Origin of the sequence: Micromonospora sp. NPDC049048 (genome assembly GCF_043197615.1) — a bacterium.
Lineage (GTDB): Bacteria > Actinomycetota > Actinomycetes > Mycobacteriales > Micromonosporaceae > Micromonospora.
This window is the reverse complement of record NZ_JBICTM010000012.1, coordinates 136,437-156,746: the sequence shown is the minus strand read 5'-3', so window position 1 is coordinate 156,746 and position 20,310 is coordinate 136,437. Positions and strand designations below refer to the sequence as shown.

The following is a 20,310-nucleotide window of genomic DNA, read 5'->3' as shown; positions in this document are numbered from 1 at the left end:
GTGCTGCAACTCGGCCAGGTGGTCCAGGGTCCAGTCGACGGGCGCGCACCAGGACCGGCGGTGCAGCTGGTAGCGGGGCTGCACGGCCAGCGTGACCCGGGTGAGCACACCGAGGGCGCCCAGTGAGAGCCGGGCGGCCGGCAGGAGTTCCGGGTTGTGCTCGGCGTCGACGTCCAGCGTCTCACCGGTGCCGGTGACCAGCCGGACGCCGGCGACCTGGGTGGAGAGGTTGCCGAAGCCGAGACCCGTGCCGTGGGTGCCGGTGGCGGTCGCGCCGGCGATCGACTGATAGTCGACGTCCCCGAGGTTGTCCATCGCCAGGCCGGCGTCGTACAGACCCTCGCCGAGCGCCCTGAGCTTCGTGCCGGCGTGGACCGTGGCGAGCTGCCCGTCGTCGGCGATCACCCCGGCGAGGCGGTCGAGGCTGGCGAGGATCCCGTCGGTGCGCACCAACGGGCTCGACGAGTGCCCGGAGCCCACCGGGCGCAGGGTGGCGCCGCTCTCGCGGGCGCGGCACACCAGCGCCCGCACCTCGTCCTCGTCGGCGGGCTCGGCGTACTCGGCGGGGATGAACGACAGGCTGCCGGACCAGTTCACGAACCCGCGCCCCACGTCGCCTCCTCCCCCCGGCCGGTCGGGCGGCTTACCCGCCGACGGCCAGGGTAGTCGTCGCGCTGCCGAGGTCCGCACGTCCTCGCGGGTACGGCACCCAAGGCGGGCCGTTCCCATATCAGCGGGGTTACGTCGAGCCAGGTGACCGCGTCGGCGTACTTGGCACTCGGCGGTTCGTCCATTGGGGATCATGTCGGGGTGTAGGTGATCCTGACGGCCCGCCCGGAGCGGATCTTCCCGGGCGCCGGGCTGCAGCCCGCCCGGTTCCGCCGCCTCGTCAGGCTGGTCGCCGAGCGTGGCGGTGACGCCATCGCCGACCGTCGGCCGGGTCGGCAGTGGTCCCTCGACCTCGCCGACCGGGTGTTCCTGGTGGCCGCGTACCGGCACACGAACCTGGCCATGCGGCTGATCGGCCCGCTGTTCGGGGTGTCGCACTCCGCCGGTCACGCGATCGTGTCGGCGTCGCCACTCCACGAAGCGGTGTCGTTCCCTGTCCACGACCGGCCGCCCCACCACCCGTTGCCGACAGCCATCGGATCGAAACTCGGTGTCGTCGTTGTGGGCGGGCGGTCGCTGTCGAGTTACCGCCGTGGCGCAACTCCGCCAGCTCGGAAGCCGCTCAGCTGGGGCGCACGCTGCGACGATGCGTCGCGACGCCTTGCGTACCAGTGGAAGGATCCATCCCCGCCATGCCTGTTCTGTCGCGACGACGGCGCGCCGTCGTTCTGTCGGCCGCCGCCGCGCTCGCTTTGACGACGCTCGCCGCGCCCGGTTCGTCCGCCGCCGCGCCCGGTTCGTCCGGCGCCGCACCGAGCCGGTCGCTGCTCGGCACCGAGCCCACCGCGAACGGCACCTTGGTCACGTTGATTACGGGTGACCGCGCGGTGTTGACCACCGATCCGAACGGCAAGCCGGGGGCCACCCTGCTGCCCCGGCCCGGCGGCGACGCCCATGGATACACCACCCGGGCGTTCCGCGACGACCTCTACGTCATCCCGGCCGCCGCCATGCCGCTCATCGCCGCCGGCCGGGTCGACGAGGAACTGTTCAACGTCACCGGGCTGGTCCGCCAGGGCTACGACGACCGGTCCACCGCCATCCTGCCGGTTCTCGCGACGTACGGCGGCAGCCTGCGCCGCACCCGCCAGGCGCCCGCGGCGCCCGACGGCGCCACCGTCGCCGCGTCCCTGCCGGTCGCCGACGCGGTCGCGCTCGACGTCACCAAGGAGAAGGCCGCCGAGCTGTGGCGAGACCTGACCGACGGGAAGGGCCCGGCCATCGGCAAGCTCTGGCTCGACGGCCGGGTGACCGCCGCCATGGCCGAGACCACGGCGCAGATCAACGCGCCGCAGGCGTGGAAGGCCGGCCTGGACGGCGCGGGCACCACCGTCGCGGTCCTCGACAGCGGCTACGACGCCAACCACCCGGATCTCGCCGGGCAGGTCGTCGGCGAGAAGAACTTCACCGACGAGACCGGCGGCGCCGTGGACCGTAACGGGCACGGCACCCACGTCGCCTCCACCGTGGCCGGCACCGGTGCCGCGTCCGGCGGTGCCGAGAAGGGCGTCGCTCCCGGCGCCGACCTGCTCATCGGCAAGGTCCTCAACCGCGAGGGCAGGGGCCAGGAGTCCTGGATCATCGCCGGCATGCAGTGGGCCGTCGACAACGGCGCCGACGTGGTGAACATGAGCCTCGGCGGCAGCATCGGCACCGACTGCACCGACCCGCTCGGTGTCACCGCCCAGCAGCTGACCCGGCAGTCGCACACCCTGTTCGTGATCTCCGCCGGCAACTCCGGCTCGGCCGCCCGCACGCTCGGCTCGCCCGCCTGCGCGGACGGCGCGCTGACCGTGGCCGCCGTCGACGCCGCCGGTGCCACCGCCGGGTTCTCCAGCCGCGGCCCGGTCACCGGCTCGCACAAGGTCAAGCCCGAGATCGCGGCGCCCGGCGTCGACGTGCTCGCCGCCGCCATGGGCAGCCCCGGCGGCAACCCGTACGTCCGGATGTCCGGCACCTCGATGGCCGCCCCGCACGTGGCCGGTGTCGCCGCGCTGCTGAGCCAGCGGCACCCGAAGTGGAGCGCGCAGCAGCGCAAGGACGTCCTGGTGTCGTCCGTCCAGCCGGGCGGGCAGGGCAGCGTGTACGCCCAGGGTGCCGGCGTGGTGGACGCGTACCGCGCGATCAACGCCACCGTGTACGGCCCCGGCACCGTCGACGCCGGCTCGTACGCGTGGCCGCACCAGCACCAGCAGCCGACCACCACCACGGTCACCCTGACCAACACCGGCGACAGCGCGGTCACTTTCGCGCTGTCGATCGAGGGCGCCACGGGCGAGGACGGCCAACCGCTGGCCAAGCGAACGCTGAACGTCGGCGTGGACCAGGTCACCGTGCCCGCCCGCGGCACCGCCGACGTCCCGGTCGTGCTCGACCCCTCGGTGCGCCAGAGCGACGCCGGCTACGGCACCATCGGTGGCCGCCTGGTCGCCCGCGCCGCCGACGGCACCACCGTCACCACCGCCGTCGGCGCCTGGCTGGAGCCGCACACCGTGACCGTCACGCTGGACCTGATCGACCGACGCGGCCAGGCACCGACCGCCGGTTCCTTCGTGGACGTCGTCGACATCGACCGGCTCACCGCCCAACGGTTCAGCACCTTCGACACCGCCCCTCAGCTGCGCCTGCGGGAGGGCCGCTACTCGATCGCCGCGCTGATCGCCAGCCTCGACGAGGGCACCACCGGCGAACAGGGCCTGGTCAAGTCGATCGCCTTCATGGGCGACCCGGACCTGGTCATCAACAACAGCGCCACTGACATGACGATCACCTACGACGCGCGCACCGCGGTACGCCAGCAGGTCAAGGGTGAGCGCCCGTTGGAGGCGCAGAGCACCACTCTGCAGTACGCCCGCTGGTGGGACGCCGCCTACCTGGCCGCGTCGTACAGCGGCGGCAAGTCCGTCGACGAGGTGTACGTCGGGCAGACCGCACCGGTGCACTCCGGCAAGTTCGAGCTGGACACCTTCTACCGCATGTACGCCCCCGAACTGAGCCTGCGCAGCTCCACCGGGACCGCGCTGGCACCCGAGTACATGGTCGGCAATTTCATCCAGGGCACGGCCTCGGTGAAGCTCGACGGCTCCGGCTCGGCGCCGCTGGTCGCGGCCGGGGCGGGCACCAGGGCCGAGATCGAAGCCGCCGGGGTCGCCGGCAAGGTCGTGCTGGTGCACGACGCGGTCAACTCGGCGACGACGCTGACCGCAGCGGCAGCCGCCGGCGCCAAGGCGGTGCTGTTCGGCCAGGACACCCCGGGCCGGTGGCTCGCGGTGTCGACGGCCACCATTCCCGGCCTGACGCTGAGCGGGGCCGAGACCGCGGCGCTGCGTGCCGACCTGGCGGCCGGCCCGGTGACGCTGTCCTGGGACGCCGTCGCGGCCAGCCCGTACGTCTACCACCTGGCGTTTGTCGCCGAGGGTAAGACCCAGCCGCAGGTGCCGCTGCACGTGCGTGACCGGGACCTCGGCCGGGTCGACGAGCAGATCAACTCGCTGCGGACCGACCGGGCGGTCATCGACTACCTGCGGGCGTTCCGGCCGGACTTCCCGACCGTGTCCACCACGCTGTCGGAGGCGTTCACCGCGCCCATCCAGCGCACCGTGTACTACACCGCGAACCAGCAGTGGCAGCACATGGTCGGCGGGGCGGCGGTGTTCGACGAGGTCATGTTCGACATCCCGCGCACCTACGCCGCGGGTTCGCAGCGGACCGAGCGGTGGTACGGCGGGCCAGTCCGCTCCGTCGCCACGCGCCGGGCTGACGGTTTGGCCGAGCGCATCTCCGAGCGCCAGGGCAACCTGATCGGCGTCGCCATGATCCCGTTCGGTGACACCGAACCGGACCACTTCAGCACGGGTGGCGGGTTCGGTGACACGGGCGCGGCGATCCTGACCCGGAACGGCGAGCAGATCGAAGCGTTGGCCTGGCCGTCGGGCGTGTTCACGGTGCCGGACGGGGACGCCGACTACCAGCTGCGGGTGCTGACCATGCGGTTCAACCCGCGCCCGCCCTACCACCCGAACTGGAACCTGTTCCACCGCACCGACACCACGTTCCGGTTCCGCTCCGAGCGGCCGGCCGACGACGCGCTGCAGGCGCTGCCGATCGTCGTGCCGACGTACGACATCGCGCTCGACAGTCGCAACCTCGCGCCCGCCGACGCCGCGTTCGCGGTGCGCTTCGACGGGGTGGGCCAGCGCGACTACGACGCGGGCGACATCGTCGACGCGAAGCTGTGGGTGTCCTTCGACGACGGCACCACCTGGACGCAGGCCCCGGTGGCGGCATCCGGGCCGGGCTTCGTCGGCACGGTGGACCAGTCGGCGGCAGCCGGACGCGACGTGTCGCTGAAGGTGGACCTGACCGACGCGCACGGCAACGGCGTCGAACAGACCATCATCCGGGCGTACGGCGTGCGCTGACGCGGCGGAGTGGCGGGGCCCGGGACGGTCATCGTCCCGGGCCCCGCCCACCCTGGGTGCGGGGCGTGTGTGGGTGCAGGAGTACGCCGCCGGCTGCCCGGCTCGGACGGATCGAGCGTCTCCTGCAACGAGACGACACCCTCTCCTTTTTGAACGCGGTGAGAAAGCCGATCAGCGGAGCGGCCGGTGTACCGGGCGCCGTTCGATCTCCGGCCTCTGCGATCACGATGATCCCTCACCCTGCCCGCGCGTCCGCCTGACACGCCGGTTGTCGAGCCAGAGCGCCAGCCCCTTGCGACAGCGATATGCCGCGATGCCAGTCACCAGGACGGGGATGAGGATGGTCCAGAACCAGAATCGGGGGCCGACGCCATGGGGCGGACTTGCGTCACGGGTGCGACCGCTGCGGATCACGTCGTCGGAAACGTCGATCGCGACGACCTCCATTGGGGCGGTGAGCAGGGTGGTGGGAGCGTCCGCGCCACGATCGAGGGCGAGCACCCGTACGGTGCCGACGTTGCCGTACGCCAGTCGCTGATCCATCTCGAGGGGCCCGTCGAACGCGGCCGGAGCGTGGGGTGCGGGCTGGTAGGCGACGACCCACCCAGTCTCATCCGCCGTCCAGCCCAGCAGCCGGATGGCGGTCACACCGGAGACGGCCGGCGTGTCGATCGCGCCGAGGTCCCTCCCCGTGGCCGGGTCGATCCGCCGCAGGCTCCAGCTGGCGCCGTCCCGTCGGGTGACCGTCAGCGACCGGCCGTCCGTGCTCCAGGCGCCCTTGCCGGCCAACTCCGTTTCGGGCGCGAGAGCGAACGAGGAGAGCCGCCGGCCGTCGAGGTCGGCGACGGTGACCGTCCGCCCGGTTTGGAAGGCGAGCCGTGCGCCGTCCGGGGCGAATGCGACCAAGGACCCGTGTACCTCGTAATCGTCGGCCAGCCGGGTTCGGCGGTCGTCGTCCAGCCAGACGATGCTCAGCACCTGCCGGTAGGCGCTGCGCTCCGGGTTGGCCGGCACAGTGTCTCGGACGACCAGCGCACGCCCGTCCGGCGACCAGCCCGCCGGTTCGATCATGACGGTGCCGGCAACGCCGCTGGTCACGGTACGGCTGCGCCCGGTCACCAGATCGACGATTTCCACTCGGGGACGTGGGTGGCCGACTGCGCGGAAGGCGACGCGGCGACCATCGGGAGACAGGACCGTGTCCTCGCCGGCCTGCGCCTCGATTTCGCCTTTGATGATCCGGTAGCGGTCGGCGTCCGCACCGACGATCGCGATGATGCTGCCCTCGTCGCCGTACGTCAGACGCGGGGCCTGACCGGTGAAGATCACCGAGGCGGGACCGAGACGCGGTCGATCGTCGGCGTACAGGCTGCCAAGGGGTGGCTCGCCGACCCGGTCGGGCAGCGCGGCCTCAACGCCGGCTGCCGGGTCGACGGCGGGGATACTCGCCAGCGGCAGCACCGCCCCGGCCAGCGCGACCAGCATCAGCGCCGCCATGGCCGCCAGCGCCGTACGGCGGCGGGACCGGCGGGCGGTGGCGAGCGCCCGTTCGTAGACCGGGTACGCGGGAACGTCGGCCGCCGCAGTGTGCAGCGACTCGCGTAGTCGGGCGGTCATCGCGTGCTCCTCTCCGCCGCACGGTCGACCAGGTCGGGGGCGATGACGCGCAACCGGCGTACCGCGTCGTGGCCGTGCCGCTTCACCGTGCCGACGGAGCAGCCCAGCACCTCGGCGACCTGCGTCTCGGTCAGGTCCTCGTAGAACCGCAGCACGACCACGGCGCGTTGGCGCGGAGTGAGCTGGCGCAGCGCGGCCGCCACGGTCAGCCGCAGGGCGGTCGCATCGGAGTGGTCGTCGCCGGGCCGGTCGATGGGCTCCGGGTCCAGCCGTTCGGCGAGGCGGCGGCGCCGCCACCAGGAAACCTGCTGGTGGTACATCACCCGCCGCACGTACGCATCCGGGTCGCCGTCGCGAATGCGCCGCCAGTGCTGGTACGTCCTGGCCAGCGCGCTCTGCAGCAGATCCTCGGCGAGCTGGTGATCACCGGTGAGCAGATAGGCCGTCCGGGACAGCGCTGGTCAGCGGTGCGCCACGAACTCGTGGAACGTCTCGGTCATGCCCACCCCCTCGCCAAGTAAGACGCCTCCCGTCGCCGCGATGGTTGAGGCGGCACGGCGATGGCGCTGCACCGCCGTTCACGTCGACCACCGCGCTGGTCGCATCCTCGCCGCTCAGCAAGGTCGGCTCGAACCATGGATCATCCACGAAGTCGACCGCACCTGGTCCATCCGCGCCCTGGTGGTGGGCCTCGCAACGATCGCCTCCGCCGCCGTGACCTTGATCAGCTTCTCCAGCGGCGGTTCGTCGCCACAGGTCACGACATGGCCGGGAAGCTGATCTCGACAGTGAGCCCACCGCCGGGACGTGCGTGGGCCGTGAGCACGGCGCCGTGGGCGACGGCGATCGCCCGTACGATCGACAGGCCGAGCCCGTGGTGGGCGTCGTCAGCCACCCGTCGCAAACGCTGGAAGGGCTCGAACAGCCGGTCCACCTCCTCGGGTGGCACCACCGGACCCGTGTTCGTGACGGTCAGGAGCGCCTGACCGGCGGTGAGGCGGGTGGCCACCTCGACCATTCCGCCGGGAACGTTGTAGTGCACCGCGTTGTCGCACAGGTTCGCCACCAGGCGCCTGATCAGCGTCGGATCGCCGAGCGTTCTGGCCGGCCGGATCGTCGTTCTCACCCGCAGCCCGTGTCGGTCGAGGCCAAGCGCCCGGTCGCGTACCGCCTGCTCGGCCAGCCCGGCGAGGTCCACCGGCTCCGTCCGGCCTCGGCCGTGCTCGCTGCCGGCCAGTGTCAGCAGCGACTCCAGCAGCTGGCCTCGTTCCCGGCTGGCCGCGATCAGGCGCTCGAAGCTGGCCCGGTACGCCTCGACGGTGGCGTCCGGGTCGATGAGCGGCTCCTCGAGCAGAGCGTGCTCGACGGTCAGCGGCGTGCGCAGCTCGTGTGCGGCGTTGGCGACGAACCTCCTGTGCCCGTCGAGCGCGGTCTCCAGCCGGTCGAGCAGCCCGTCGACGGTGTCCGCGAGGTCCTTGAACTCGTCGCGCGGGCCCGCCACCGCGAGCCGCTCGTGCACGTTGCGGTCGGAGATCTGCTGCAGGCGCTCGGCCATCGTACGCACAGGGCGCAGCATCCGGCCGGCGATCACCCAGCCCGCCGCCAGCGAGAGCACGGCCATGATGGCCAGCGCGATGCCTGGCAGGACCAGGATTTCCGACCGGTAGTCGCTGAGCTCGACCCGCGCGGAGGCGGGCAGGTGGCCCGGCTCGGCAGGGATGCCCTGCGGCGTACCCGACCAGGGACAGCACCTCGCTCTGGGTGCGTCGGCTGGTGGCAGGCTGCGGGACAGCGCCATGATGATGAGCAGTAGCACGACGCCGGATGCGACCGAAGCCGCGCAGTACAGCAGCGTGAGGCGCCACCGGAGCCGGTTGACCCGCATGTCAGATCCGGTAACCGGCGCGGGCGACCGTCACGATCAGCGGTGGGTCGCCGAGCTTCGCCCGTAGCCGGTTGATGGTCGCCTTGACGGTCGTGGTGAACGGGTCGGCGGCCTCGTCCCACACCCGGTCGAGAAGCTCCTCCGCGGAGACCACCCGGCCCTGGGCGGTGAGCAGGTGCTCGAGCGCGGCGAACTCCTTCGGGCTCAGCGCCAGCCGCGCTCCGGCCCGGGTGGCGATCCGCCGCGCCGGGTCGAGCCGCAGGTCGCCGTGCACGAGGACCGGCGGTGCGGCCGGGTGGGAGCGCCGGCCGAGCGCGCGGATTCGGGCCACGAGTTCGGCGTAGGCGAACGGTTTGGGCAGGTAGTCGTCGGCGCCCAGCCCGAGCCCTTCGACCCGCTCGGCGACGGTGCCCGAGGCGGTCAGCATCAGCACCCGGCTGAGCGACTCCCGGGCCACCAACGCGCTGCACACCTGGTCGCCGTGCACGCCGGGCAGGTCGCGGTCGAGCACGACGACGTCGTAGTCGAGCACGGCGGTGCGCTGCAACGCGGCGGCACCGTCATAGGCGACGTCGACCGCCATCCCCTCGCGACGCAGCACCCGCGCCACCGAGTCGGCGAGCGCCGCCTGATCCTCGACCACGAGCACCCTCATCGGCCGAGGTTATCCGCACCGGCGTCACAGCGCGGTCACAGCCACGCTGACCGTGCTGTGACCGCCGGCTGGCTAGAACTGGCCCCACATCTACTCGAGACAGGGGATCGCACCGTGGCGACAGCAACGACACCGGCCATCGAGGCCAGAGGGCTCGGTAAACGGTACGGTCGCACGACCGCCCTGGCCGACTGCACCCTGCGCGTGCCGGCCGGACGGGTCGTCGGCCTGGTCGGCCCCAACGGCGCAGGGAAGTCCACGCTGCTTGGACTGACCTGCGGGATCGTCGCCCCCACGGCGGGCAGCATCGAAGTACTCGGTGACCGACCGGGGGCTGGCGCCGCACAGTTGTCCAGGGTCGGGTTCGTCGCGCAGGACGCACCGGTCTACCACGGTCTGTCTGTCGCCGACCACCTGCGGCTCGGCGCCCGGCTCAACCCCCGCTGGGACCGGCCGCTCGCCGAGCGACGGGTCAAGCGGCTCGGCCTCGACCCCGCGCAGAAGGCCGGCCGGCTCTCCGGCGGGCAGCGCGCCCAGCTTGCCCTGACCATCGCCGCAGCCAAGCGCGCCGAGCTGCTCATCCTCGACGAGCCGGTCGCGTCGCTGGACCCGTTGGCCCGCCGCGCGTTCCTGCGCGACCTGCTCGACTTCGTCGCCGACCTCGGGGTCAGTGTCGTGCTGTCCTCGCATCTGCTCGGTGACCTGGAACAGGTCTGCGACCACCTCATCGTGCTGGCCGCGGGCCGGGTCCAGTTGGCCGGCGACGTCGCCGACCTGCTGGCCGTGCACCACCGGGTGGCCGGTGCCCTGCCGCCCAGCGCCGAGCGCATTCACGAGGACGTCGTGCGCTGCGACGTCGCGGTGCCGGGCGCGCAGCCGGTCGACATCGAGGACCTGGGCATGGCATACATGACCCGCGCCGCCGTCGGGTCGATCGGGGGTGCCGCATGATCTGGCTGACCTGGCGGCAGTTCCGCACCCAGGCCCTGGTCGCCGCCGCCGCGCTGGTCGCGGTCGCGATCTACCTCGTGTACCTGGCCTTCCGTATCCGTGACGACTACGTCGACGTCCTGGGCTGCCAGCCCAGCGACTGCATCACCGCACGGCACACGTTCGAGGACACGTACACCGGCCAGCTGTCGGTCCTCGGCCTGCTACTCATCGCCGCTCCCGCCCTCATCGGTGTCTTCTGGGGCGCGCCCCTGATCACGCGGGAGCTGGAGGAGAAGACCGACCGCCTGGTGTGGAACCAGAGCGTCACCCGCACCCGCTGGCTGGCGACCAAGCTGGTGTTTCTCACGCTCGTCAGCGTCGCGGTCACCGGCCTGTTCAGCCTTCTGCTCACCTGGAGCGCGAGCCGCTACGACCAGTTCATCGGAGACCGCTTCAGTGCGCTGAACTTCGCCTCCCGCAACGTTGTCCCCCTCGGCTACGCCGCCTTCGCGTTCGTCCTCGGTGCCGTCATCGGGCTCATCGTGCGCCGCACGCTGCTGGCCATGGCGATGACCCTGGCGGTGTTCGCCGTTGTCCAGCTCTTCGTGCCCAATGTGGTCCGCGAGCATCTCATGACGCCGGTGACGAGCACCGTGGCGTTCGACGAGGACGCGATGAGCCGTGCGAACGGCTTCGGCATGAACGACCGTGGCGCCACGATCGTGGGCTACACCATGGCGGGCGCGTGGTCCCTGACAGACGAGGCCAAGGTGGTCAACGCCGACGGCACCCCGTACACCCACCAGCAGGCAGTGGCGTGCCAGAAAGGTCTGCCGGCCGAGAACATCACCTGTATCGCCGGCCAGAACCTGCACTTCAGCTACACCTACCAGCCGGCCGACCGCTACTGGCCGTTCCAGTGGATCGAGCTCTCGGCGTACCTCGGGGTCACCCTGTTGCTGGCCGCCTTCGGCTTCTGGTGGATCCGGTACCGCTCAAGCTGATGTGTCTGCGCCATCTACGGTCCGGCGGTGAGGGCGAGCCGCGAGGGCGTTGCACCTTGGGTGAAATGCCTATCCATGCCCCGTATGGTATGCCGACGCCGGCCTGGTGGAGACGGTACGCGGGGTGGGCCACCGGCTGCGGCCGAGCTGACGGCACCCAGCCGTTTCTCAGATCATGCTCAAGAAATCCCGTCCCGTCGGCCGCTGGCGGCAGGGCTAGCGTGTGCTGTCGCCACGGTGTCATCCCCCCTGTTCTGGAGCTTCTATGAGAGACAGACGGACGGCCATCTTCTCCGTCCTGACCGCCGCCACCCTCGCGGCGACGGTTGCGCCCGCGCCCAACGCGTCCGCGGCCAGCTTGGGCGAGGAGCGCTTCCAGCCGAGTGTCACCTACGATCTGTCGGTCACCGACGCCGAGCGGGACGCGATCCACGCGGAAGTCGAGGCGTTGGCGGGACGCGTCAACAAGGCGCGGGCGGGGGACGGCACGTACGACCCGCTCAGTCTGATCGGTGCGATGCTGGACGGGTCGAGCTATGACTCCATCTCCCGCGGCGGCACGGCCGCGACGGCGTACCCCTTCCCGGTCAGCAACACCGCAGCCAACCAGAACGAGTACGACCGCAAGGTCGCCAAGCTCGCCTGGGTGGTCAAGCTGGCCACCGACCTGGGTTTCCCGGTGGTCGTCCAACGCCAGCCCGACAAGTACGTCTACGCGGAGATCGGTGACCCGGACGCCCCGGAGATGGTCATGGCGTTGAGCCACCTCGACTCGCCGACGGCTTCCGTTTCGCCCGCCCAGCTGGCGCGGTGGCGGGACGCCGACGGCAACCTCGGCACTCCTGGTGCGTACCACTCGCCCTATGTCCAGGACGGCTGGGTCTACGGGGCGGGCCTCCAGGACGACAGCGGCCCGACGCTGGCGACGCTGCTCGCGGCCAAGGCGCTGCTCAAGGCGGGGTTGCCCCTTGACCGACGCATCCGCATCGTCATGGGAATCTACGAAGACGGCGGTCCCGGCACGCCCTCGACGACGAACACCGCCAACTTCCAGTCGATCCCGTACAACTCGAACCCGAGCTTCTACGACAACTGGGCCTACAAGAACCTGAATCGGGAGGAGATCCCGATCGCGGCCTACACCTCCGACTCGCGGTTCCCGGTCATCGTCGGCAACTCCGGATCGGTGACCCCGCCGGTGTCGATGAGCCTGTCCGCGGACAGCACCAAGGCCTTCCGGCTGACGGATGCCACAGCTGGCGTCACGCTGCGCGAAGGCGACCCGACGCTCAAGGACATCGCCTACGGCAGCACCACGCAGATCGCCTCGCGGGCCATCTTCACCCTCGACGTGGCGGGAGCCGGCTCCGCCGAGCGCGACCGATTCGTGTCGGCGATCACCGCCGCCGCGACCACGAAGGGTTGGCTCCCGGCCGCTCCCCGCACCACGCCCAAGGTGCAGACCACGATCACCGGTGACTCGCTCACGCTGGAGATCAACACCGATGTCGCGATGGAGATGCCGACCCCGCAGTACGGCAAGAATGCCGTCGTGTGGGGAATGTTCCTCCTCTCCAAGGGGCTCGGCGAGGTGGGAATCACGGCCGCCGACATGCAGTTGAAGAAGGCCGCCGACGGCATCGCCGATCTGTTCTTCCGCGACGGCGTCGAAGGCGAAGCCTATATCGGCAAGTACATGGGCATCCCGGCGAGTCTGTTGCGCAACCCGAGCAATGGCACGCCGAACCTGACCTTCGCCCTCATGGGTGGCATCAATTCGGAGACCCCGACGAGGTTCTACACGGACGCCTCCGGCGTCCTCAGCATGCCGATGTACGTGCGCAGCATGCATGTCAACGCCGCTGACTCCGGCCAGGCAACGGCGGCGGTCACGGCCGCCTTCCAGGCGCAGGGGTTCACCCTCGGCAACCTCGGCTCGCCGATCGGCGCCGGGTTGTACGTCACCCACGACAACCCGCTGACGGCTCTTCAGTTCGGCAGTTACCAGGCCTCGATCAACCGCAGCCCGGAGGAGTTCGCGGATCCGTATTCCCTCAGGGACGTGGTCTATCCGCAGGGCACGACCGGTGGCACCCTGGCCAGCAATTTCCGCAACAAGATGACCGCCTTCGGCGCCGTCATCCCGGGTAACGAGCGCTGGTGGCACACGGCCAACGAGCGGATGAAGGTCGACTCGGCGGTGCAGATGACCAAGATCATGGCGGATGGCATGCTGGAGATGGCCCGGTACTCCGGGCCCGCCGGTGCCAAGTTCATGTGGGCAGACATCCCGGGGCTGAACGCCGACCGGGCTGACCTCGACCTGCTCGACGTCACGATCGGTACCTACAAGGACGCGTCGGGCGCGGTCGGCACGAGCCAGTTGGGCAACCAGGCCCTGCTCGGCGCCACCTCGTTCAACATCCCGATGTGGAACGGGCGCGGCAACTCGACCCCGACCGCGGCGGCCTTCGCACTGGGGCACGCCCCGGGAGGGGTCTACCTGCCCCTGACCGACACCGAGTACCTCAACTCCACGTACGTGGCGCCGATGCGCCTGGAGTTCAAGGTGGAGCGCCCCGACCACATGTCGGACGCGGCCTGGGCGAAGTTCGTGGCCGGCGGCTACGGCGACTTCCAGTTCAACGTGCTCGTCGGTGACAAGGTTGTGCCGCTGGCCGTTCCTGCGGGCCAGAGTGCGGCCAAGTACTTCTCCTCGCGCATCTCGGCCAACAACCCCAACGCCATCTACCTGTCGGTCAACCTCGCGATCACCGATGCGCCGTACACCGGGGTGCAGGCCGTCCTCGCGGATTCCAAGACGGACCTGTACACGGTCAATCCGACGTACCTGGCCTCGAACCCGGATCCGTTCCCCGAGCGCGGGGCCATCGAACAGCGGGGCTTCTTCCTGTTCGGTGACGGGCAGAAGAACGCGGAGTTCTCCTCACCCGACGCGGTCTACGTGACGGTCGCCAACGCGGTCGTCGATGCGAAGCCGTCGGCGGTGGTGAAGAAGCTGAAGGGCAACACGAACGAGTTGACCATCACGGTGAAGCAGACCCGCATCGATGGCAGCGAGTCGCCGGTGGTGGCCACGTACACCATCGACAACAACGCTGCCGGCACCTACACCGTCGGCGATTACAAGGTGTACGTCGACACCAAGGGCAACACCCAGGTGCGGTCCATCTCCATTGTGTGACCGGGGGTCAGCGGCCGCCGGGACGTGCGGCACATTGACAACGGCGTGGAACCACTGCTGTCGGTAGTGGTTCCACGCCGTCTGTGCGCCATCGCAGCTCGAACCAGCCAAGCCCGTGGGTGACCGGAGGCAGTTGTCCACCTGCGGGCCACGCCGGTCAGACGGAGGCGAGGAACGCCCGTACCCGCTCCATGAGCAGCGCGGACGCCTCCGGGTCGTAGGCGTCGAGCGAGGAGTCGGCGAAGAGGTGCTGGTTCCCCGGATAGACGAACAGTTCGGCGTTCGCCGTGGAACCGGCGAGTTCGCGTGCGGCCGGCAGGTCCTCGTCGAAGAACTCGTCGCCCTCCTTGCCGTGGATCTGCACCGGCACGCCCTCGGGCCACGCCACCCCGAACTCCGTGACCGGGAGGCAGGACTCCATGAGGAGCGCCCCGCGGGCGCCGGGCCGGGTCTGCGCGAGTCGCTGGGCGATCGTCACGCCGAAGGAGAATCCGGCGTAGACGAGCCGGGGGCCGAGTTCGTCGGCCGCGGCGATGCCGCGTTCCCGGAGCGTGTCGAGCCCCCGCTCTCGAGCGAATCCGAACCCCTCCTCGATGCTGCTGAACGTCCGGCCGTCGAACAGGTCCGGCGTGTGCACGGTGTGCCCGGCCTGCCGCAGGCTGTCGGCGAAGCTCCGGACGCCGTCGGTCAGGCCTTGGATGTGGTGGTAAAGCAGCACGTCGGTCACGGCATCGCACTCCAAGCGAACGGTCGAAATTTTTGGAACGTTCCGCGATGCTAGTCTGTTGCGCCATGGCCGACAACCCTCCGGACTACGAGCTGGCCGATCGGATGGCGCTGACCAGACCGGACCAGGTGAAGGCCATCGGCCACCCGCTCCGTACGGTGATCCTCCAGCTCCTCCACGAGCGGGCCGCGACCGTGACCGAGTTGGCGGAGGCCGTCGAGCGCCCCAAGAGCACGGTCGCGCACCACGTGGACGTGCTTACCCGGAACGGCCTGCTCCGGGTGGTGCGTACGCGGAAGGTGCGGGCGGTCGAGGAGCGCTTCTACGGCCGCACCGCGCGCATGTTCTACGTGGCGGCGGAGCCCTCACCCGCTGGGGGACAGCTGCCGGGCGACTTCAACGACTTCGAGGTGGCCGCACACGAGTCCGCGACGGCGTTCGAGCAGGGAAAGCTCTGGGGCTTCATCCGGCATGCGCGCATCTCGGAGGATCAGGCCGCTCAGTTCTGGGAGCAGATGGCGCAACTGGTCGATGAGTTCGACCGGATGCCGAGGTCCGGCGAAACCACGTACGGGTTCGCGATCGGCATCTATCCCACCGACCACCCGACCCTGCCGACCGGGCAGTGAGGCACCTGCCCGAGAATCGCGGACGGCCTGGTCGCACACCTGGTCAAGCCGGCTGCTGCCGTCGTCACTGACGACCGGTCCGCCGGCAGACCAAGTCAGGCCACCGGTGGGGTCCCCGGATCTGCCGCCCCAGCGGGCTCCAGTGGCTCTGCGCGGGCTAGCTGGCTCGGCGCTGGACGCGCCACAGGCCGACCGCCGCGAGCAGCGCGCTGATACCGAGGTACAGCGCCAGTTCGATCCATTGGAAGGGCCAGAATCGCTGGTTGGGTTGAGAAAGCAGGTCCACGTGCAGGTCGAGCTTGCCGAGACATACCGCGGTGTCGCCGAACGTCCCGGTGGCGCCGGTCTTCGGGGCGTTGTCGAGACACTCGTTGAAGGCGGCGTCGGACAGTTGCCGGCCGTCGGATGTCAGGAGCTTGCTGGTGTCCGTGACCCAGGCGTCCCGTACCTCCAGTCCTCCGATGACCGGCCCGCCGGTGATGCTGCCCAGCGATCGGGCCTGGTTGATGGCGTCGGCACTCATCGCCACGGTGACCCGCTCGGCGGGCAGGTAGTGCGGTCGCAGCAGGTTCGGTACGGCGACCTGCACAGCGATCACGGCGAGGAACACCACCGCCATCGCCGGCAGGGTGCGGCGTGCCAGCAGCCCGGTGACGGCGCCGAGCGTGACGCCGAAGACGGCGTACCCGATGGGCGCGATGCCGCGTGCCCCGAACAGGAGGCCGCTGAACCGATCGCCGGTCACCTGGTCGACCGGGCCCGCCGCCCACGTCATCAGCGCGCTCAGCGCGCCGGCGACTGCCATGCTGGCAAGGCCGAGCACAGTCAACTTGACCGCCAGCCAGCGGCGGCGGGGCACACTCTGGTTCCACACCAGCCGATGGGTGCCGGTCTCCAGCTCCCGGGCGATGAGCGGCGCTCCCCAGAACGAGCCGATGAGCGCGGGCACCAGGCCGAAACCTGCGGCGAGGAACAGCATCGTCTGCGTGTACTGGCTCGGGAGCTGGGACGTGTCGCGGACGGCACGGATGTCCCCGCCCAGGCGCAACAGGTAACCGGCGGCCAGGACCAGCAGGATCGCTCCGACGAGCGCCTGGACGCGGAACTGCCGCAAGCTCATCCTGATCATCGCGACACCGCCGTACCCGCGTTGGCCCCGGCAGCCGATCCGGCGGCCCGCGACATGTAGGCGAGGACCAGTTCCTCCAGCGTGACCGTCTCGGCGCCCCCGGCCCGTACCGCCGCGTCGCCCCGAACCAGGGCGCGGCCGTGCTCGGCCCAGATGATCTCGTCCCCGGTGGGCGACGTGGCCGGCACCTTCGCCGGATCGACGGCGATCCGGCGGTGCGCGGCGAGCAGATCCCGGACCGGACCGGCGATCTGGATGCGCGAGGCGCAAAGCACGACGAGGTAGTCACAGACCTGCGCGACGTCGCTCAACAGGTGTGAGGAGAGCACGGCACTGGCGCCGAGTTCGCCTACGAACCCCACGAGGCTGCGCATGAAGCCCATCCGTGCCAGCGGATCCAGCGCGGCGGCGGGCTCGTCGAAGATGAGCAGCTCGGGTCGTTTCGCAGCGGCGATGGCCAGCGCGAGCTGCGCGCGTTGGCCGCCGGACAGCCGGCCCGCCTTCTGCGCAGGGTCCAGGCCGACCTCCGCGATCCGCCGCTTGGCCAGCGCCGGGTCCCAGGACGGGTTCAGCCACGCACCCATCTTCAGGTGGTCGGCGATGCTGAACGAGGCGTACACCGGGGTGTCCTGGGCGACGAAGCCGACCCGGGCCAGGTGCGCCGCGTTGGCCGCCGGCCTGGACCCGAGGACGGACAACGTACCCGAGGTCGGTCCGATCAGGCCGCAGGCCAGTTGCAGCAGCGTCGACTTGCCGGCACCGTTCGGGCCGACCAACCCGACGACATGCCCGCGCGGGATCCTCAGGTCACAGTCGGTCAATGCCGGGCGGCGGCCGTACCGTTTGGTCAGCCGCTCGGCGTGCAGGACGAGTGGTGTTCGCATGGGCTCATCCTGCGAACGGCGGGCGGGCCCGGGCATCGGTCCGAAGCAGGGGCGGGCACGCGGACGACCCTACTTTCGGCCGGTTCGCGGGGGCCGGCGACTGCCTAGCGTCCTCGGCATGGACACGACACACCGAACGACGATCAACGCCATCCTCGGGCTGGTCTTCGTCACCGGGCTCGGGCTCACGGCGGTGACCACCCTGAACCTGGCCGCTGGCTGCTCGCGGTGGCGCTCGGGATCACCCTGCGCGCGGCGCTCCTCGTAACGTGATGCGGGTGCGTATCTGGGACCGGCTCGCGGTCGCGGCCACCGTGGGGCTCGCCGTGGTCTTTCTCGCCGGGATCGGCATCGAAGCCGTGGCGATCGCCCAGACCTGGGGCGCTCGGTACTGGCTCGCCGGCGGTACGGCCGCCGTCGCGGTGTGTGCGCTGGCGCTGGTGCGGCGGCGGCACCGGGCGTGGGCGGCTGTCGCCGGCCTCGGGATCGCTGGACTGGCCGTCGTGGCGGCCCGGGTGTTCCACCTGCCGGCCGAACCAGGACCGGCGATGGCGTTGGCGCTCGCCGTGCTCGTCGGGTCGGCGGTGCGCGCGCTGCCACCCGTTCCGGCCGGTGCGCTCGCCGCCGGCGGGCTTGCCGTGGTCTGCGGCGCCTATCTGGCCGCCCGGCCGGAGTCCGGGGGCTCCTCCGGGGTCGTGGCGCAGAACGCCGCGGCCTGGCTCGGCGCGGTCACGGTCGGGCTGGCGCTGCGCCTGCTGGACGACCGGGCGGCGGCCACCGCCGAGAAGGTACGCCGGGACGAGCGGCTGGAGCTGGCCCGGGAACTGCACGACGTGGTGACCCACCACATCACCGGCATGCTGATCCAGGCGCAGGCCGCCCGCATCGTCGCGCGCAAGAACCCGGCGCAGGTGGCCGAGCCGCTGACCGGGATCGAAGCCGCCGGCACCGAGGCGCTACGCGCGATGCGCCGCGTGGTCGGGCTGCTCCGCGACGCCGAGGACGCGCCGCCGGCGTCGGCCGGGCCGGAACAGCTCGACGTACTGGTCGAGCGCTTCAGCCGGCAGGGCCCGCCCGTGCGACTGTCGGCACCCGACGAGAGCGCGGCCTGGCCGCCGGAGGTGACCAGCACCGTGTACCGGATCGTCCGGGAGGCGCTGACGAACGTCGCCCGCCACGCGCCGCGAGCCCACGGCGTCACCGTCACCGTCGACCAGAACCCCTCCGGCGTCACGGTCGAGGTGACCGACGACGCGCCACAGGGCCCCGCGCGCGCCGCGCACCGCAGCGGCTACGGACTCATCGGCATGCGTGAACGCGTCGAAACCCTCGGCGGTACGCTGCACGCCGGCCCCCGCCCCGATGCCGGCTGGTCGGTCCTGGCCACCCTGCCCCTCCGGGATGGACGATCCAGATGACGATCCGCGTCCTGATCGCCGACGACCAGGCCATGATCCGTGGCGGCCTGCGGCTCATCCTCGAAGACCAGCCGGACATCAGCGTCATCGCAGAAGCGTCGGACGGCGTCGACGCGATCGCCCGGGCCCGCCAGCTACGCCCGGACGTCTGCCTGGTGGACATCCGGATGCCCCGGCTCGACGGTCTCGAGGTGACCCGGGCGCTGGCCGGGCCGGCTGTGCCCAACCCGCTGCGGGTCATCGTCGTCACCACGTTCGACCTCGACGAGTACGTGTACGGGGCACTGCGCGGCGGCGCGGCCGGATTCATCCTGAAGGACGCCGGCCCGGCCCTGCTCGTCGAGGCCGTACGCGCAGCCCACAACGGCGACGCGCTCGTCTCCCCATCGATCACCGTACGGCTGCTACGCCACCTGACCGCGCCGGCGCCAGCCTCCGGCAAGTCGTTGCCGTCGTTGTCGGACCGCGAGATCGAGGTGGTACGGGAGATCGCGCGCGGCCGCACCAACCTGGAGATCGGGGCCGAACTGTTCATCTCCCTGAGTACGGTCAAGAGTCACGTCTCGACCATCCAGACGAAGCTCGGCCTCCGCAACCGCACCGAGATCGCCGTCTGGGCCTGGGAGAACCGGATCGTCGACACCGCGTGAACGGCAATCAAGCGGCGGCATCGGGTGGATGGGCGGCGACGTCGCGGGCGCGGGCGGTCGGGCGTGCCGGGCGTGGGGCCTCTGGTCATCCGGTCGTCGGCGAGACCTCTCCGCCGATTCCGGTCTCGTTGCCGTCGCTGTCGTGGAAGACGTACTTCCAGACCGAGTCGTGCTTCTCGACGTCGACCGGCTCCAGGCCCCGTTCGGAGATCCTCGCGACCTCGGCGGCTGGGTCGTCGACCCAGATCATGCTGACAGCTCCGCCGGCCCGATCGGGATCCTGGACGATGTACACGTACCGATCCTCGGCCAACTGCCAGACCGCCTCGATCTCGTTCGGATAGAAGGCCGGTTCGGCACCGAGCAGCCGCTTGTACCACTCCAGGGCGCTGTCGTAGTCGCGCACCGGGATGCCCGCAAACACTCCTACCGCCATGCCGGTCTCCTCAGCCGCGGTGTCGAGCCCGACCGGTGCCGGGCACTG

The 20,310-nt window shown here is 70.8% G+C and carries 18 protein-coding genes and 1 pseudogene; 10 read left to right on the top strand and 9 right to left on the bottom strand.

Annotated features, from left to right (window positions below; genetic code table 11):
- On the bottom strand, positions 1-612 hold a 612-nt coding region (locus tag ACGFIG_RS29405; RefSeq protein ID WP_393008415.1), incomplete at its 3' end, for an FAD-binding protein.
- A gap of 204 nt (positions 613-816) precedes the next feature.
- Here ACGFIG_RS29405 and ACGFIG_RS29400 point away from each other — a divergent pair.
- Together ACGFIG_RS29400 and ACGFIG_RS29395 are read left to right on the top strand one after the other, a co-directional pair.
- Positions 817-1,083: pseudogene (locus ACGFIG_RS29400) on the top strand (transposase family protein); the annotation flags it as partial.
- 218 nt (positions 1,084-1,301) lie between these two features.
- A complete protein-coding gene (locus tag ACGFIG_RS29395) occupies positions 1,302-5,090 on the top strand; it encodes a S8 family serine peptidase (RefSeq protein ID WP_393008413.1) in 3,789 nt (1,262 codons plus the stop codon).
- A gap of 222 nt (positions 5,091-5,312) precedes the next feature.
- On the opposite strand, the gene ACGFIG_RS29390 is transcribed toward ACGFIG_RS29395, so the two are convergent.
- Together ACGFIG_RS29390 and ACGFIG_RS29385 are read right to left on the bottom strand one after the other, a co-directional pair.
- Complete coding sequence (locus ACGFIG_RS29390; protein WP_393008411.1) at positions 5,313-6,587, bottom strand: TolB family protein; 1,275 nt, start codon at positions 6,585-6,587, stop codon at positions 5,313-5,315.
- Positions 6,588-6,703: 116 nt separating this feature from the next.
- On the bottom strand, positions 6,704-7,162 hold the full coding sequence (locus ACGFIG_RS29385; protein ID WP_393008421.1) for a SigE family RNA polymerase sigma factor: 459 nt from the start codon (positions 7,160-7,162) through the stop codon (positions 6,704-6,706).
- Between the two features lie 85 nt (positions 7,163-7,247).
- Here ACGFIG_RS29385 and ACGFIG_RS29380 point away from each other — a divergent pair, with 85 nt between their 5' ends.
- Positions 7,248-7,487 (top strand): hypothetical protein, encoded by a 240-nt coding sequence (locus ACGFIG_RS29380; RefSeq protein WP_393008409.1) that lies wholly within the window; start codon positions 7,248-7,250, stop codon positions 7,485-7,487.
- On the opposite strand, the gene ACGFIG_RS29375 is transcribed toward ACGFIG_RS29380, so the two are convergent.
- The gene (locus ACGFIG_RS29375) at positions 7,465-8,523 is read right to left on the bottom strand and encodes a sensor histidine kinase (protein WP_393008407.1); all 1,059 of its coding nucleotides are present in this window, start codon (positions 8,521-8,523) and stop codon (positions 7,465-7,467) included. The two genes, ACGFIG_RS29380 and ACGFIG_RS29375, sit on opposite strands and share 23 nt — an antisense overlap.
- A gap of 70 nt (positions 8,524-8,593) precedes the next feature.
- Positions 8,594-9,247, bottom strand: coding sequence for a response regulator transcription factor (locus tag ACGFIG_RS29370; RefSeq protein ID WP_393008405.1), 654 nt, complete (start codon positions 9,245-9,247; stop codon positions 8,594-8,596).
- A gap of 114 nt (positions 9,248-9,361) precedes the next feature.
- On the opposite strand from ACGFIG_RS29370, the gene ACGFIG_RS29365 reads away from it, so the two are divergent.
- From ACGFIG_RS29365 to ACGFIG_RS29355, 3 genes are all read left to right on the top strand, one after another.
- Complete coding sequence (locus ACGFIG_RS29365) at positions 9,362-10,198, top strand: ABC transporter ATP-binding protein (RefSeq protein WP_393008403.1); 837 nt, start codon at positions 9,362-9,364, stop codon at positions 10,196-10,198.
- On the top strand, positions 10,195-11,184 hold the full coding sequence (locus ACGFIG_RS29360) for an ABC transporter permease subunit (protein WP_393008401.1): 990 nt from the start codon (positions 10,195-10,197) through the stop codon (positions 11,182-11,184). The genes ACGFIG_RS29365 and ACGFIG_RS29360 overlap by 4 nt, the downstream gene beginning before the upstream one ends.
- Positions 11,185-11,407: 223 nt before the next feature.
- Positions 11,408-14,389, top strand: a complete 2,982-nt coding sequence (locus tag ACGFIG_RS29355; RefSeq protein WP_393008399.1) for a M20/M25/M40 family metallo-hydrolase — start codon at positions 11,408-11,410, stop codon at positions 14,387-14,389.
- Between the two features lie 157 nt (positions 14,390-14,546).
- Here the strand turns inward: ACGFIG_RS29355 and ACGFIG_RS29350 are convergent, their stop codons facing one another.
- Positions 14,547-15,116, bottom strand: coding sequence for a dienelactone hydrolase family protein (locus tag ACGFIG_RS29350; RefSeq protein WP_393008397.1), 570 nt, complete (start codon positions 15,114-15,116; stop codon positions 14,547-14,549).
- Between the two features lie 65 nt (positions 15,117-15,181).
- On the opposite strand from ACGFIG_RS29350, the gene ACGFIG_RS29345 reads away from it, so the two are divergent.
- A complete protein-coding gene (locus ACGFIG_RS29345; protein ID WP_393008395.1) occupies positions 15,182-15,745 on the top strand; it encodes an ArsR/SmtB family transcription factor in 564 nt (187 codons plus the stop codon).
- 157 nt (positions 15,746-15,902) lie between these two features.
- Here the strand turns inward: ACGFIG_RS29345 and ACGFIG_RS29340 are convergent, their stop codons facing one another.
- Both ACGFIG_RS29340 and ACGFIG_RS29335 read right to left on the bottom strand, forming a co-directional pair.
- Positions 15,903-16,874 (bottom strand): transmembrane transport protein, encoded by a 972-nt coding sequence (locus ACGFIG_RS29340; RefSeq protein WP_393008393.1) that lies wholly within the window; start codon positions 16,872-16,874, stop codon positions 15,903-15,905.
- The gene (locus tag ACGFIG_RS29335; protein ID WP_393008391.1) at positions 16,871-17,758 is read right to left on the bottom strand and encodes an ABC transporter ATP-binding protein; all 888 of its coding nucleotides are present in this window, start codon (positions 17,756-17,758) and stop codon (positions 16,871-16,873) included. Before ACGFIG_RS29335 ends, ACGFIG_RS29340 begins: the two co-directional genes overlap by 4 nt.
- Positions 17,759-17,876: 118 nt before the next feature.
- On the opposite strand from ACGFIG_RS29335, the gene ACGFIG_RS29330 reads away from it, so the two are divergent.
- Genes ACGFIG_RS29330 through ACGFIG_RS29320 form a run of 3 tightly spaced genes read left to right on the top strand, consistent with a single transcriptional unit; the run spans position 17,877 to position 19,826 of the window.
- Positions 17,877-18,026 carry a hypothetical protein gene (locus ACGFIG_RS29330; RefSeq protein WP_393008389.1) on the top strand — a complete coding sequence of 50 codons (150 nt, stop codon included), beginning with the start codon at positions 17,877-17,879 and terminating at the stop codon, positions 18,024-18,026.
- Between the two features lie 4 nt (positions 18,027-18,030).
- Positions 18,031-19,176: a sensor histidine kinase gene (locus ACGFIG_RS29325; RefSeq protein WP_393008387.1), complete on the top strand. Its 1,146-nt coding sequence runs from the start codon at positions 18,031-18,033 to the stop codon at positions 19,174-19,176.
- Positions 19,173-19,826, top strand: a complete 654-nt coding sequence (locus ACGFIG_RS29320) for a response regulator (protein ID WP_393008385.1) — start codon at positions 19,173-19,175, stop codon at positions 19,824-19,826. The genes ACGFIG_RS29325 and ACGFIG_RS29320 overlap by 4 nt, the downstream gene beginning before the upstream one ends.
- Before the next feature lie 85 nt (positions 19,827-19,911).
- Here the strand turns inward: ACGFIG_RS29320 and ACGFIG_RS29315 are convergent, their stop codons facing one another.
- On the bottom strand, positions 19,912-20,262 hold the full coding sequence (locus ACGFIG_RS29315; RefSeq protein WP_393008383.1) for a VOC family protein: 351 nt from the start codon (positions 20,260-20,262) through the stop codon (positions 19,912-19,914).
- Positions 20,263-20,310: the final 48 nt, after the last annotated feature.

Bases quoted from the DNA above. Each gene is read 5' to 3' on its own strand.
- ACGFIG_RS29330 (WP_393008389.1), top strand. From the start codon at position 17,877: ATGGACACGACACACCGAACGACGATCAACGCCATCCTCGGGCTGGTC.
- ACGFIG_RS29345 (WP_393008395.1), top strand. From the start codon at position 15,182: ATGGCCGACAACCCTCCGGACTACGAGCTGGCCGATCGGATGGCGCTG.
- ACGFIG_RS29340 (WP_393008393.1), bottom strand. From the start codon at position 16,874: ATGATCAGGATGAGCTTGCGGCAGTTCCGCGTCCAGGCGCTCGTCGGA.
- ACGFIG_RS29390 (WP_393008411.1), bottom strand. From the start codon at position 6,587: ATGGCGGCGCTGATGCTGGTCGCGCTGGCCGGGGCGGTGCTGCCGCTG.
- ACGFIG_RS29360 (WP_393008401.1), top strand. From the start codon at position 10,195: ATGATCTGGCTGACCTGGCGGCAGTTCCGCACCCAGGCCCTGGTCGCC.
- ACGFIG_RS29380 (WP_393008409.1), top strand. From the start codon at position 7,248: ATGGTTGAGGCGGCACGGCGATGGCGCTGCACCGCCGTTCACGTCGAC.
- ACGFIG_RS29320 (WP_393008385.1), top strand. From the start codon at position 19,173: ATGACGATCCGCGTCCTGATCGCCGACGACCAGGCCATGATCCGTGGC.
- ACGFIG_RS29395 (WP_393008413.1), top strand. From the start codon at position 1,302: ATGCCTGTTCTGTCGCGACGACGGCGCGCCGTCGTTCTGTCGGCCGCC.
- ACGFIG_RS29315 (WP_393008383.1), bottom strand. From the start codon at position 20,262: ATGGCGGTAGGAGTGTTTGCGGGCATCCCGGTGCGCGACTACGACAGC.
- ACGFIG_RS29335 (WP_393008391.1), bottom strand. From the start codon at position 17,758: ATGCGAACACCACTCGTCCTGCACGCCGAGCGGCTGACCAAACGGTAC.
- ACGFIG_RS29370 (WP_393008405.1), bottom strand. From the start codon at position 9,247: ATGAGGGTGCTCGTGGTCGAGGATCAGGCGGCGCTCGCCGACTCGGTG.
- ACGFIG_RS29325 (WP_393008387.1), top strand. From the start codon at position 18,031: ATGCGGGTGCGTATCTGGGACCGGCTCGCGGTCGCGGCCACCGTGGGG.